The organism is Microbulbifer halophilus, from assembly GCF_026183675.1.
Classification (GTDB): domain Bacteria; phylum Pseudomonadota; class Gammaproteobacteria; order Pseudomonadales; family Cellvibrionaceae; genus Microbulbifer; species Microbulbifer halophilus.
Window position 1 is genome coordinate 18,073 of the sequence record NZ_JAPIVK010000031.1, and the last position, 12,979, is coordinate 31,051.

The window sequence follows — 12,979 nt, forward strand, 5'->3', positions numbered from 1 at the left end:
TAATTCGACCATTGACAGGTTACCCCTATTTCGCATAACCTTCAATAACACTCATTACCGGTTACCGAGGAACTGAACCATGGCATCTGACGTTTCCCCATCGACAACGCCGCAGGTCCACTATCGCTTCGAGAAAGTGGGCGATGTAAACATCTTCTATCGTGAAGCGGGTGATCCGGCGGCGCCGACCGTTCTGCTGCTGCACGGATTCGCCGCCTCCTCGTACATGTGGCGCGATGTCATTAAAGCGCTGGCAGACGGGTATCACGTGATCGCTCCGGATTTGCCGGCCTTTGGCTTCACCGAATCACCTGAGCACGGCAGGTATGACTATACATTCGCCAGTCTCGCAAAGACGGTCGATCGATTTACTGACCAGTTGAAGCTCGACCGCTACGCAATTGGCGTTCACGACTACGGCGCGCCTGTTGGATGGCGCTTGGCTTTGGCCCATCCATCCAGAGTCACGGCCATCATTTCGCAAAATGGTAATGCGTACGAGGAAGGTCTCTCGAAAGGGTGGGAACCCATCCAGAAATATTGGAACAACCCTACGCAAGAGAACCGGGACGCCCTTAGCGACTTCCCGACGCCGGAATCCATTAAATGGCAGTATGTGGAGGGGGTAAACGATACGAGTGCTGTCGCACCAGACGCCTATACGCTGGAAGGGGCCCAAGTATCCCAGCCCGGTATGGCGGATATTCAGCTCGACTTATTGCTGGATTACGCGACCAATGTCGAAAAATATCCTGAGTTCCAGGCCTATTTTCGCAAGCACCAACCGCCATTGCTCGCTGTGTGGGGGAAACACGATCCGTTTTTCCTTCCGCCCGGTGCCGAGGCATGGAAACGGGATATTCCCCGAGCGGACATTCGCTTTTACGACACGGGGCACTTCGCATTGGAAACCCATGGCGACGTGATCATCCCTGCTATTCGTGAATTCCTGGATGCCAATGTAAAAGAGTGAATCGGTTTAAGGGTTAGCGCCTGCGGGCTACGCTCGGAGTGTCCAGGCTGCCCCTTCCCGTTGCGGCTGCTCGGCAGCATCACCGTCTATGGCCTCAGTGAGGCTGTGTTTGACCATATATCCTCGGACTGTTCGGCGATCATGGCCTCGACCCGGGCGCCATCGCGCGATGGAGCGACGATGGCGCAAAGTCCTCACTGTCCGTCGGTGCCTCAGGCGAAGTTGGCTACGGTTTCGGGAAACGGGGTGGTCGCTCGTCCGATAAGCCGGGAGAGGCCTGTGTCATCATGGAGCATCGCCTCCTTCGCCGCACCGGCATCGATATCCGACAGGACCATCGCGTGCTGGGCAGGAAAGCCCGCCTTCAGCAGCGTCGCCTGGACAAAAACGAGCAGCTCGGCGACCCAGACAAGGCCGCAACAGCCATGCTGGAGATCATCGAATGCGATACGCCACCTGCAGGCAGTGATGCGCTCAAGCAGGTGCACGATCGTTTGTCCGCCATGAAACAGAAAATTGATGCCTGGGAATTCCTGACGGTCTCGACTGATGGTTAACCAGGCGGCTTTCGGGGACTGCACTCGTGCACCAGTTGATGTTGTTGCACCGCCATAGGATCGCGCCGGTCCAGCAGTTTGATCAGGCGATGCTCTGCAGCAGGTGCAGTTCGACACCAGCGTGGTGGTGCGGGTGCCGCTGGCATGCTTTGCGGATAGCGGTTGACCGCGCCGATCGGGGGCAGGCCATTCCCGTAATACATACAGCAACTACACGCCCCCAAGCCCGCGCACATGCGCAATCAAAACCCTTAACTTTGGCGTAACCGACCGCCGGCCCGGGGAATACAGACAGAAGCCGGCAAAAGGCGGCAGCCAGCCGTCGAACAGGGTGACCAGCTCGCCGCACTCGATATAGGCATAACGGTCTTCTCCATGCCGAAGGTGATGCCGCCACCGCCCAGTGAGGTGCGGATCATCAACAGCATGTCGTTGGTGGTCACCTGCGGTTCCACTGCATGGACCACCAGCTACCTGTGCCGCCGGTGGTTTACCCGACCAATCCGGCCCGGCCACATTGCAGATTCTTCTCTGACAGCAGGAAAGCAATACCTGCGAGTAGGAAGCTCACGCCCTCTGGATTGTGGCTTCCCATTTTTTGGGTTAGAGATCGAACCATGAAGGACATCCTGAAAAGGCACCCGGCACTCATTGGCGCCCTTGTAGCAGCATAGTGAATTTGGTCACCTGATCTTCGTTGAGAGTGATAATACCACTCAAAGTCAGTCAGCCAAACTCACCATGTCACTACAAAGCATCGATAACACTCATAATGATATAAATATCAGAAACCCATAATAAAAAACTATCGATTCAATATAAGAAATGCACTCCATATTTGGCGCTTAAAAAATCCTCATGGCGTTAAAAAACCAAAATTACTATACCAGATTCCAAGCCATGTAAGGCTCACCATGATGTATTTATCGATCTTTAATGACACCTATTCACTCTCTCATCATCCAATCTGTGCACTCAGTCATACCGCGCCTATCACTTTATCATCCATAATTTCTGGAAAGCGTTGTCATCAAGTGCTAGCATGTTTTCAACTATAACTCGTAACCTGAAAGCACAACCAAAGAAACCCAAAGTCCGTACCAGTAATTTAATACGCTCTTTTTCACCCCACTCTCCTGAACCTTTGGTGCGGGCATCCTATGAATATATAAAAATTCTCAAACTACTCACCCTATCCACTACTTCCTCAGGCACACCGGATTCTCCATAAATGAGATCAAGAGTAACCGCAAGCCATAAGAACCAGCAGAAACCTACACATTCATAACAATTTTATTCCGGCGGCTAACGCAACCAAATGTGACAGGATTATATTGGCCGCGAATCATGGGCATATACATGGATCGCACCACGAAAAAGTTCGCGCTTCATGTTTGCAGTCTGTAAAGCAATAAAAAGAAGGAAGGAACCAAATGATCACACCAGTAAATTTAACAGAAAGAATTTTTCTAAAAGCATCGACAGGAACAAGGCGGCTGTTGACTTGGCTATCCCTCATCCTGCTGAGCTTTCAGGTCGCGGCAAGTCAAATAGACTCCGAAAAATCAAAAGACAGCAATGTTATCGACAAGTTCACCCCGGAACTTGTCAAAAATATAGAAGGTGAAGCGGGGTTGAAGCTCTCCGAAAAGCTGACACCACAACTCATCAAGGTCGCTTCAAAAGTCAACTTCCCCGCAGAGATCAGTAGCGGTTCTCCAAACCCACTTGGCACCATCGAGCAGGACAAACGCAGAATCATCATACGGAAAGATGGTGCCAGCTTTATCAAGGTGCACTTCAGTCAGTTTGACATTCCGCCTGGTGGCTATGTCCAGGTTCGCAGCATCGACGGAAGCCAAATACACCATTATGGCAGTGCATCCGAGTCTCTGAAAACGACCGACCTGCAATCAGGTGACGACGGGCTCAATGCTTTCTCTTCCCTTTCAATCATCGGTGATACCGCTATCGTCGAGTATTTTCCCGGCAGCAGCGTTGGCTCAGGCTATAAAATCGAGATTGACCATATCATGCAGGGCTTTACCGACGCTGAAATCGAAGAAGCTATCCAGAACAGCCTGACGGACAATGTCGGTCCTTCATCGACCTGTGGTGTTAACGAACGCAGGGATGTTCAATGCTGGGCGGATTCCTATCCGACCGAGTTCGAGCGGTCCCGCCCGGTAGCCAGGCTGTTGATCGCCGGCTCCAGTTTATGTACTGCCTGGCGTGTCGGTAGTGACAACCACATGTTCACCAATAATCATTGTGTTGACAACCAGTCCGACCTATCCAACACAGAGGTCTGGTTCAACTATCAGCGCACAAGCTGCGGCGGCAGCACCAACGAGCCGACCACTATCGTGACCGGCCAGGACCTGCTTAAAACCGATTATACGCTGGACTACACCCTGTTCACGGTGAGCGATTTCAGCAACATTGAAAGCTTCGGTCATTTTGGCCTGGATGTGCGCGATGCGCTTGACCAGGAACAAATCTATATTCCACAACACGGTTCCGGCAACCCGAAGGAACTGGCTATCGAAAGCGATCAGAACACCGGCGGTGTTTGTCGTATAGATGACGTCCTCGCGGATGGTCGCGGAACTGATACGGATATGGGGTATTACTGCGACACCATCGGCGGAAGCTCCGGCTCGCCGGTTCTCGCAACTTCGAGCAATCGAGTCCTGGCGCTACACCATTTTGGCGGTTGCACCAATCAGGGGGTTCGAGTCGCCGACATATGGCCGCAAGTGTCGAGTTACTTCGGCGGCACTATCCCATCGGGGGACAATGAAAATCCGTCGGGCGAGCCCAGCGCCAACTTCAGCTACAACGCAGACCAGTTAAATGTCGCTTTCAGTGATCAGAGTACTGACTCCGACGGCAGCATTGCGAGCCATGCCTGGGACTTTGGCGATGGCAATTCTTCCACCGTGCAAAATCCAAGTCATAGCTACGCAGCCCCCGGCTCTTACAATGTTAGCTTGACTGTAACCGATAGCGACGGCTTGAGTGACAGCGTCACTAAAAGTATCCAGGTATCGGATGCGGCAGAGGGGCAGTTGCTTAACGGTGTGCCGGTGACCAGTTTAAGCGGTAACCAGGGCAACACTCTGCACTACTGGATTGATGTGCCATCCGATGCCCAAAACCTCTCCGTCAATATCAGCGGTGGCACCGGCGACGCTGACCTCTATGTCAGGTTTGGCGCTGAACCGACTACCAGTACTTACGATTGCCGACCCTATGAGAGCGGAAACGAGGAGACCTGCAATATCAGCCCGACACAGGCAGGAACCTACTACGTGATGGTCCGGGCTTACAATAATTTCTCGGGTGTGGATTTGGTAGCGGACTACGACTCGACCACCGGTGGTGACGATGGTTTCGAAGAGACCAACGTTTCCGCAGATGAGGGAGAGTGGCGGCATTACTCGCTTGAAGTTTCGGAAGGTGCGAGCGAGCTCAACGCCGTTATTACCGGCGGCACTGGAGACGCCGACTTATATGTTCGATATGGCAGCGAACCGACTACAAGTAGTTATGACTGTCGCCCCTATGAATGGGGGAACGAAGAGACCTGCACTATCAGCAACCCGCAGGCCGGTACCTGGTACATTAGTGCCAGAGCGTACGATGCGTTCTCTGGTTTGACGGTGAAAGGTGAGTCGATAAACGCCGATCCTTAACCGAAAAAACACCCTGTCTTATTAAAGTGGACCCAGGGAACCTCCGGGTAAGCACCACACCGTGGACTTGCCCAGAGGTTCCTTACCTGCATGCGGCGTGTCATCGACGCTTCTCATTCTTACCGGCATGACTATCCGGGCCCCGTAACCCTCCCTCCCGAACTTGACGCCCGCTGGCTTGCGCAGCATTCTTCCTCAGGCATTCCCCAAAGGGATTCAAGGCAGGAAGCGATGAACGAAAACGAACTGGAAACCCTGTGCCGGGCAGTCGAGGCCGGCGAAGACGATATCGAGGCGAAGCTGGGCGCCCTGGAAAGCCGCTGCCTGGTGGACAAACGCGGGCGGACAGTCTTCGACGTGGCCATTGAGAGCTACAACCTCGCCGCCATCGAATACCTGTGTCAGGACCGGCAGGCGCTTATGTTTGCGGCACCCGCGGATAACGCCCTCCGCGATCCGGTCCGGCACAGTGCCGCCATGCAGGGTATCGAATACCCGATCACCGGAATCGAACAGCACCTGGCCGACAGCTTCGGCCCCGACCTGGGCTACAACCGCACCCCACTTCTGACCGCCTGCCGCCTGGGCAACGGCCCGGCCATGGATCGCCTGCTGCGCGCCGGGGCCAAGGTTGCAGACAGGGATCTGCTGGGACTGACAGCGCCGGAACTGGCGTTCTACAGCGGCGGTGAAGAGGGCCTCGAGCGGTTTATCGGGGCCTGTCGGGCGGCGGGAACAAAACCCTTCAGCCTGGGCCAGCAGCTGCTGCGCGACCTGCTGCCCTTTCCCACTCTACTGGACGCCCTGCTCGGCATTGCCAAACCCGCTGCGCCGGCGAAAAAGCTGCTTTTCATCTACCACTGCGCGCGGCTGGACCGGTCCGCCGTTGGGGCCCTGCTGGCCGATGGAATGGATGTGAACAAAGCGGTGACCGCTTCGCTCAATCCCCTGGCCCAGGTCTGCACCTCGCAACTGCTGTGGGAGGACGACCTGCCGGACTCCGATTACTACGCCTACCACCTGAAGAAGCACTGGGGGCCGGCCGGCTCCCACTCCATCTCGGTGGACAACAGCCGCATCAATGAAGACGGTTCCAACCTGCACCGGCTGATGGCCGAGGCGGAGCGCGAGCGCCGGGCGTTGCTGGCCCGGGCGTGCGCCCTGTCCCTGACGCAGGAGGAGCAGGCGTCGTTGATGGCCCGGCGCTGTGCCCTGCTGGACCTGCTGCTGGACGCCGGGCTGGATCTGGACAGGGCGCGCGACAAACTGGATGAGGATTTTTTCGACGAGCTGGACGAGATGGGGCTGGGCGAACTGAACCGACACCTCGCCCGACGCGGTACATCCGCGCAGGAAACCGAAAAGACCGGCGACACCGAGCCGCTCGACATTACCCACTGGGAACTCTCCGGCGAGACACTGCTGTCCGCCGCCCTACTGCCCCTGGAGGGTGCCGCCGGGCTTATCCGGATCGCCGTCAGCAATCCCTACGGCCGCATCGGCGACGCGACGCTGGCCCTGCGCCCACTGGATGAGGACGGCTCGCCGACAGACGGCTGGACGGAACTATTGTGCACCGGCGAGAGCCTGGACATCGACGGCGAAGCCGTCGACCCGCACACCCTGGACGAGCCGGTGTACGGCGAGGCGCCCTGGGAGGCCCGCTATGAACTGCCCCTGACCCGGGACACACATGTGGACCAGCTCCAGATACGGATCGCGTGTGACCAGGATCAAACGTTGAACGGCGTACTCGACGCCTGGAGCCCGAAAGAGAAGGCCTGAATAACCTGCCGGGAGGTCCGGATGCCGGACGGAAAACAGATCGATACACCGCTCACTTTCACTATCGGCCGCGAGGAAGTCGTAATTCGCCGACGCTATGAGTTCGCCAGCATCGCCAACGACTTCCTGATCGCCATCTGGTTTCTCGCCGGCAGCATCCTGTTTCTCTACCCTGCCATGGAAAGCCTGGGCAGTTGGTTTTTTATTTTCGGCAGTGTGCAGTTTCTGGTTCGCCCCAGCATCCGCCTCGTCAGCCATATTCACCTGAAACGCCTTCCTACAAGCCAGTGGGAGAATTGAGTGTGCAAGCCGGCCACCTGTCATCGCTCGAACAGCCCCGGGTGGTGACGGAAGCCATGCTCCAGTATCTCGACAAAAACACCGAAAAGCAGACCGAAGACCAACATGCTCCGTCCAATCCGGGCTGAAGCAGACTGTATCGTTAAGGAGAACAAATATGGATGACCGGGAACTGGCCGCCCAGCTGCGCTGCCCCACTGGCACAGATGCAGCAGAAGTGGCAGGCAGGATGAACGAGGCCAATCGCGCCCTGAACCACAAATGTATCGACCTGCTGCAGCTCGCGGCTGCGGAGCGGATCCTGGAGATAGGGCCGGCCAACGGCGCCTTTGTCGCCGATATCGTGGGTGCGGCCGAGGGTATTGCCTATACCGGCCTGGACTGGTCCGCCGATATGGTGGCCGAGGCGCAGAGGAACAATAGCCGAGCCGTCTCTTCGGGGGCTGCACGGTTTCTCCGCGGCAGTTCCGACAACCTGCCCTTTGCCGAAGACCATTTCGACAAGATCCTGACGATACACACCCTCTATTTCTGGGAGAATCCCGCCCGACACCTGGCGGAGATCCGCCGTACCCTGAAACCCCACGGGCGCTTCTGTATCGCCTTCGGGGACCGGGAGTTTATGCAGCAGCTGCCCTTCGTCCCCTTCGGCTTCCGCCTCTACCACGACACAGCGGGGCAGCAATTGCTGCGCGAGTCCGGTTTTGAGGTGCTGGACTGTCAGCAGCACCGGGAGACGGACGTCAGTAACACCGGCGAAGTGGTGGAAAAACTTATCAATATCGCCCTCTGCCAGCCAGAATAAAGCCCACCCACCGGAGTGCCTCGGTCTCGAGCCCCTGGCAGCAGGAGAAAGGCCTAATCACTGTACAGCCACGCCTTCCGGGAGGCCAGAACAGAGAGAACAACCATGGCCGGGATTCGCTACGCCAAGGGGCCGGTTGTCTACTTCTACAACCCCGACAGCCTGGAAATCAATAAGCGATTGCAGGAGGTGATCTTCCTCGATGTGGGCCACGGGGGTGGCTGCATCTCGAATATCCGGGTAGCAGGTACGAAAACCGGCCCACCTCAGAACGCGAGAGCTTGGACACGACGAACAAGAACCCTCTTGGCTTTCAAAGGGCAGACTACAAGCCGCCAACCCCCAGATAAAACTGAATTTCCGCGGGAAAGTCACTGCTATCTGGAAGCAGCTCAAAACCGATTGTATGCTCCACATTCTCCGAGGACCGGGCCGCTTGCAGGGGCAGCCCATACTCGAAGGAGTCACTCAGAGTGAGACGCCGTTGGTTCATTGTCATTTTGACGATACCTCCAAGCGGAGACTTCAAGCTATAGTCTTGATCCACACCTTTAATAATACTATGTATAACATCCAGCCCTTTCGCGAAGCCGAACTCTTTGACTTCGCTTAAGCGGTAAACCACCGTCAGGTTATACATTGAACAGTATTTCTGCTCGATGTATACGGAATCGCCGTTATCGAGGCTCACCTCGCGTTTTACAATGTATTCTCCACTATCCTCGTCACGTTCCCTGCCCTCACTAACCAAACGGCCAGAAACAGGAAGCTCCAGATCGTATTCAACTTTATCAGAGTAGGGGCAAGCCATACTGCTCTCTTGAGCACATGCCGTCCCGGAGAGCAAAAAGGCACATGCAAGCAAACTGATCTTCAACATATCATCGCCTCACCATTGTTAATATATTTAATGGGATGCAAAATAGACCCCTTACCATATTCAGGTATACTCTTCTTGTTAGGTTTTATTTCAATATGCCAACAGGAGTTGGATTTCCCGGTTTCATCAATCAGACGCTCTATGTACCCCTCGTCTACCAGAGCCTTTAGGGCTTTAGTGAACTTATCTTTATGGAATTTTTTAACGGCTGCTCTTGTTGAGTTAACTCCAATATCTATTACATTCAGTTTCCTGTAATCCTCGGGAGACACACAATGCTTGGAAACACGGATCCCCTTTTTGGATAACTCATTAACCTTATCGACCATCAAGTCAACAACTTCAGACTCTTTCTTTGACTTATTGTCCTCGTAAACCTTCAAAACCTGATCTCCAGCGGAGCCATAAAGACGATACTGACCTTTCAGGCTTTTCTTGGCATTTCTCAACATGATCCCAGCCTGCTCCTCCGGCGTCCGGTAAGTTGACGTAATTACTGCGGCCGCCATCCCCGATTCTTTCAATGCGAGCTTTATTACATTTATAGAATATCCATCAACGGACCTTTTGTCTTCGGCAACTCCATTGTATGTTACCTGAAACCCATCAAGCCCCGCTTTTGATCGAACCCTTTCCTTACTGACGCCAACCTCCTTCGAAGTTCCGACCGAATCGATATTCTTTTCTATCTCTTCCTGCTCACTTTCATCAAGATACATCGTAAGGTAGCGAAATGTTTTCCCATTGGGGTCAACCCTACCATCAGGATGATTCATCCCCACCATGTTCTTTTGGAACCAGATAATCGCCGATATCGTATTCGGGCCGATCAGGCCGTCTTTTGCAATAACCTTTTCCGACGAGCTCTCACTGAGGAAGTTGTTAAGATAAATTTGTATTAGTATTACATCGCGGCGATTATTGACGCCGCCATTCCCAACTGACTGACCAATGCCTTTTGACATAGAAGCGCTCATTATTGGTTAAAAGTTGCTCAGTATATCCAACCCATGCAGCGTGCAAAAGAGATTCAGGCGCCAGCCTTTATTTCATCACCAACCGTGAAAGGGCACCGACGGGGTTTTCCAGGTGAAAGCAGCCGACCGACATTGATCTCCGGGTCCCAACTTTCCATCGCCGCCCCACTGACTGAAGTGCCGGAGAATATTCCGCCGGACTGTCGATTGCCGCCTCCGCCAGGCGACCAGGAATTGATTATACAACACAGCCTCCGCCCCGCGGTTGAAACAGAAAGGAGCCGGATATGGCACTGACACTCTACGCGCACCCCTTCTCGTCCTACTGCCAGAAGGTGCTGATCGCCCTCTACGAGAATGAAACCTCCTTCGAGTTCCGCATGCTGTCGCCGGATGAGCCGCAGAATACCGAGGAACTGGCACGGCTGTGGCCGTTCAGGCGCTTCCCGGTACTGGTGGACGGCGACCGGGCGCTCTCCGAAGCCAGCATCATTATCGAGCATCTGTCACTCCACCACCCGGGGCCGGTATCGCTGCTGCCGGACGATCCGCGGGCGGCACTGGAAGTGCGCTTTATGGACCGCTTCTTCGATCTGTACGTCTCGACCCCGCAGCAGAAACTGGTATTAGACAGCCTCCGCCCGGCGGATCAGCGAGACCCGTACGGTGTTGCAGAGGCAGAGAAAATGTTCGACACCGCCTACCAATGGCTCGATGAGAAAATGCGCGACCGCGAATGGGCGGCGGGGGAGGATTTCTCGCTCGCGGACTGCGCCGCGGCCCCGGCGCTCTTCTACGCCGACTGGACCTACCCGATCGACCCCGGATTTGCCAATGTACACGCCTACCGCCAGCAACTGCTGCAGAGACCGTCCTTTGCCCGTGCGGTGGAGGAGGCGCGCCCCTACCGGTCACTGTTCCCGCTGGGTGCGCCGGAGCGGGACTGAGCCGGCTACGGCAATGCCGTCCAGTTCGGCGGGCACACTGCCGGGATTGGTTACCGTCCGCTATGGTGGCGCAGAGAATCCCTTGGTTCCACTACCGACACGCACGACCATGATCCGCGCCGCCCGCCCCGAAGACGCCGGCCAGATCATGGAAAAAGTGGCACACTTCAAAGCGGCCGGGCACAAGGTCGGCCGCTGGATCGATGTGGGCTGCTGGCAGGGCCTGTTGGGCCCGGGTGCGCCTGAATGAATTATTTCCATTACCCTGCCCCCGGGGCTACCCACTTTCCCCGTAACCATCAAAAATGGCGTCACCTTTTACGCTATTGAGTACCACTTTCCTCTGACGGCGCTTTCCGGGGCGAAACCGGCCGCTTACCGGTTGGATAATCGCTGGGCTGGCCGCAGTGGCCGGCGCTCAAGCAAAATAAATTTCAATAATATGGGGCGTTCGTACGGAGGGTTAACGGCAAGAGGTCTGCCGGCAAGACTTCTCCTGCTCGCCCCAACCCAGTCACAAGGGATAGACCCATGAGATTTTCACAACTGAAAGATAATCAGCGACTGCTGAAAGCGGCATCGGCCCTGCTCCTGCTCTGCGCGTTGTCACCGGCGCGGGCGGAGGTGATCCAGGCCGAGGATTACAACGCGTTTTCCGACACCACCCCGGGCAACACCGGCGGTGCCTACCGCAATGACGATGTGGATATCGAGGCAACCCAGGACAGCGGCGGCGGTTTCAATGTGGGCTGGACCGAGACCGGCGAATGGCTGGCCTATGACAACGTCCATATCCCGGCGTCCGGCAATTACACCATCCGCTTTCGCGTGGCCAGCCAGGGTGGCGGCACCATCTCCAACGACCTGAACGGCGGCGCCATCGTACTGGGCAGCCTGAATGTGCCGGATACCGGCGGCTGGCAGAACTGGCAGACCATCTCCCACACGGTGCATATCGATGCCGGCAACTACAGCCTGGGTGTCTATGCCGTCACCGGCAACTGGAACCTCAACTGGATCGAGGTGGTCAGCGCCGACGGTGGCGACGATGGTAACGGCCAGAACCTGGTCTGGAGCGACGAGTTCGACAGCCTCGACCTGGGCAACTGGTCCTTCGAAACCGGCGGCGGCGGCTGGGGCAACAACGAGCTGCAATACTACACCGGTGGCCAGAATGCCTCCATCCAGTACGACGGCCAGGCGGAGAGCAACGTGCTGGTGATCGAGGCCCGCCAGGAGGGCGGCCACGACTGTTGGTACGGCCCCTGCGAGTACACCTCGACCCGCATGATCACCTCCGGCAAGCGGGAGTTCCAGTACGGGCGCATCGAAGCGCGCATCAAGCTGCCGCAGACCCAGGGCATCTGGCCCGCTTTCTGGATGCTGGGCAACGATGTCTTCAGCGGTACCGGCTGGCCGGATTCCGGTGAGATCGACATCATGGAACACGTCGGCTACGAGCCCACCCTGACCCACGGCGCACTGCATGGCCCCGGCTACTCCGGCAACACGCCGATCACCGGCACCCACGATGTCGGCGAAAGCGTGGATGCCAACTACCATGTCTATGCGGTGGAGTGGGACAGCAACAGCGTCCGCTGGTTTGTGGACGGCAACCAGTTCTACAGCGCGACCCGCGCCCAGGTGGAGCAGTACGGCAACTGGGTCTACGACCACCCCTTCTTCATCCTGCTGAACGTGGCCGTGGGCGGCGACTGGCCCGGCAGCCCTGATGGCTCCAGCAGCTTCCCGCAGCGGATGTATGTGGACTATGTGCGGGTCTACCAGTAGCGACCGGGCAGTCCCCGGAGGGCGGGGCGGATGCTCCACCCTCCGGTGGGACCCGGGGATCTGCAGCCGGCAAGGTGGGAGAATCAGTGCAGATTTTCCCGATTTCGGGGCCCATAGTGGTTCTGTGTAACCGGAAATCGGGAGAATGGGGCCACTTTCCCCGCCGGCGTGCCAGAACAAGCCTGCCCCCAGAGGCCGGGAGCAAAAGAATTGTTTGACTTCCGGCCAATCCGCTATAGACTGCGTGGGAGCTAGAAATTAAGCAA

At 56.3% G+C, this 12,979-nt stretch carries 13 protein-coding genes; 10 read left to right on the plus strand and 3 right to left on the minus strand.

Going from position 1 to position 12,979, the window contains the following annotated elements:
* Positions 1 to 79: 79 nt before the first annotated feature.
* Positions 80 to 973 carry an alpha/beta fold hydrolase gene (locus OQE62_RS15160; RefSeq protein WP_265722888.1) on the plus strand — a complete coding sequence of 298 codons (894 nt, stop codon included), beginning with the start codon at positions 80 to 82 and terminating at the stop codon, positions 971 to 973.
* A 287-nt stretch (positions 974 to 1,260) separates the two neighbouring features.
* Positions 1,261 to 1,530, plus strand: a complete 270-nt coding sequence (locus OQE62_RS15165) for a Rossmann-fold NAD(P)-binding domain-containing protein (RefSeq protein ID WP_265722889.1) — start codon at positions 1,261 to 1,263, stop codon at positions 1,528 to 1,530.
* Between the two features lie 251 nt (positions 1,531 to 1,781).
* On the opposite strand, the gene OQE62_RS15170 is transcribed toward OQE62_RS15165, so the two are convergent.
* The gene (locus tag OQE62_RS15170; protein WP_265722890.1) at positions 1,782 to 1,973 is read right to left on the minus strand and encodes a hypothetical protein; all 192 of its coding nucleotides are present in this window, start codon (positions 1,971 to 1,973) and stop codon (positions 1,782 to 1,784) included.
* Between the two features lie 990 nt (positions 1,974 to 2,963).
* Here OQE62_RS15170 and OQE62_RS19445 point away from each other — a divergent pair.
* The 5 genes from OQE62_RS19445 to OQE62_RS15200 all read left to right on the plus strand — a co-directional run bounded on the left by OQE62_RS19445 (position 2,964) and on the right by OQE62_RS15200 (position 8,118).
* Positions 2,964 to 5,228, plus strand: coding sequence for a pre-peptidase C-terminal domain-containing protein (locus tag OQE62_RS19445; RefSeq protein WP_322746585.1), 2,265 nt, complete (start codon positions 2,964 to 2,966; stop codon positions 5,226 to 5,228).
* 231 nt (positions 5,229 to 5,459) lie between these two features.
* Positions 5,460 to 7,013 carry a hypothetical protein gene (locus OQE62_RS15185; RefSeq protein ID WP_265722891.1) on the plus strand — a complete coding sequence of 518 codons (1,554 nt, stop codon included), beginning with the start codon at positions 5,460 to 5,462 and terminating at the stop codon, positions 7,011 to 7,013.
* Positions 7,014 to 7,034: 21 nt separating this feature from the next.
* The gene (locus OQE62_RS15190) at positions 7,035 to 7,313 is read left to right on the plus strand and encodes a YrhK family protein (RefSeq protein ID WP_265722892.1); all 279 of its coding nucleotides are present in this window, start codon (positions 7,035 to 7,037) and stop codon (positions 7,311 to 7,313) included.
* Positions 7,314 to 7,315: 2 nt separating this feature from the next.
* Positions 7,316 to 7,441: a hypothetical protein gene (locus OQE62_RS15195; protein WP_265722893.1), complete on the plus strand. Its 126-nt coding sequence runs from the start codon at positions 7,316 to 7,318 to the stop codon at positions 7,439 to 7,441.
* Between the two features lie 29 nt (positions 7,442 to 7,470).
* Positions 7,471 to 8,118, plus strand: coding sequence for a class I SAM-dependent methyltransferase (locus OQE62_RS15200; protein WP_265722894.1), 648 nt, complete (start codon positions 7,471 to 7,473; stop codon positions 8,116 to 8,118).
* A 325-nt stretch (positions 8,119 to 8,443) separates the two neighbouring features.
* On the opposite strand, the gene OQE62_RS15205 is transcribed toward OQE62_RS15200, so the two are convergent.
* Both OQE62_RS15205 and OQE62_RS15210 read right to left on the minus strand, forming a co-directional pair.
* Positions 8,444 to 8,998, minus strand: coding sequence for a hypothetical protein (locus OQE62_RS15205; RefSeq protein WP_265722895.1), 555 nt, complete (start codon positions 8,996 to 8,998; stop codon positions 8,444 to 8,446).
* Complete coding sequence (locus OQE62_RS15210; RefSeq protein WP_265722896.1) at positions 8,992 to 9,963, minus strand: peptidoglycan-binding protein; 972 nt, start codon at positions 9,961 to 9,963, stop codon at positions 8,992 to 8,994. The genes OQE62_RS15205 and OQE62_RS15210 overlap by 7 nt, the downstream gene beginning before the upstream one ends.
* A 299-nt stretch (positions 9,964 to 10,262) precedes the next feature.
* On the opposite strand from OQE62_RS15210, the gene OQE62_RS15215 reads away from it, so the two are divergent.
* From OQE62_RS15215 to OQE62_RS15225, 3 genes are all read left to right on the plus strand, one after another.
* The gene (locus OQE62_RS15215) at positions 10,263 to 10,922 is read left to right on the plus strand and encodes a glutathione S-transferase family protein (protein WP_265722897.1); all 660 of its coding nucleotides are present in this window, start codon (positions 10,263 to 10,265) and stop codon (positions 10,920 to 10,922) included.
* Between the two features lie 13 nt (positions 10,923 to 10,935).
* Complete coding sequence (locus OQE62_RS15220; RefSeq protein ID WP_265722898.1) at positions 10,936 to 11,172, plus strand: hypothetical protein; 237 nt, start codon at positions 10,936 to 10,938, stop codon at positions 11,170 to 11,172.
* 281 nt (positions 11,173 to 11,453) lie between these two features.
* A complete protein-coding gene (locus OQE62_RS15225; protein WP_265722899.1) occupies positions 11,454 to 12,713 on the plus strand; it encodes a family 16 glycosylhydrolase in 1,260 nt (419 codons plus the stop codon).
* Positions 12,714 to 12,979 lie beyond the last annotated feature (266 nt).

Excerpts from the sequence above, each read along its gene's own strand:
- OQE62_RS15210 (WP_265722896.1), bottom strand. The coding sequence starts at position 9,963 with ATGTCAAAAGGCATTGGTCAGTCAGTTGGGAATGGCGGCGTCAATAAT.
- OQE62_RS15220 (WP_265722898.1), top strand. The coding sequence starts at position 10,936 with ATGCCGTCCAGTTCGGCGGGCACACTGCCGGGATTGGTTACCGTCCGC.
- OQE62_RS15215 (WP_265722897.1), top strand. The coding sequence starts at position 10,263 with ATGGCACTGACACTCTACGCGCACCCCTTCTCGTCCTACTGCCAGAAG.
- OQE62_RS15185 (WP_265722891.1), top strand. The coding sequence starts at position 5,460 with ATGAACGAAAACGAACTGGAAACCCTGTGCCGGGCAGTCGAGGCCGGC.
- OQE62_RS15190 (WP_265722892.1), top strand. The coding sequence starts at position 7,035 with ATGCCGGACGGAAAACAGATCGATACACCGCTCACTTTCACTATCGGC.
- OQE62_RS15160 (WP_265722888.1), top strand. The coding sequence starts at position 80 with ATGGCATCTGACGTTTCCCCATCGACAACGCCGCAGGTCCACTATCGC.
- OQE62_RS15205 (WP_265722895.1), bottom strand. The coding sequence starts at position 8,998 with ATGTTGAAGATCAGTTTGCTTGCATGTGCCTTTTTGCTCTCCGGGACG.
- OQE62_RS15200 (WP_265722894.1), top strand. The coding sequence starts at position 7,471 with ATGGATGACCGGGAACTGGCCGCCCAGCTGCGCTGCCCCACTGGCACA.
- OQE62_RS19445 (WP_322746585.1), top strand. The coding sequence starts at position 2,964 with ATGATCACACCAGTAAATTTAACAGAAAGAATTTTTCTAAAAGCATCG.
- OQE62_RS15225 (WP_265722899.1), top strand. The coding sequence starts at position 11,454 with ATGAGATTTTCACAACTGAAAGATAATCAGCGACTGCTGAAAGCGGCA.
- OQE62_RS15165 (WP_265722889.1), top strand. The coding sequence starts at position 1,261 with ATGGAGCATCGCCTCCTTCGCCGCACCGGCATCGATATCCGACAGGAC.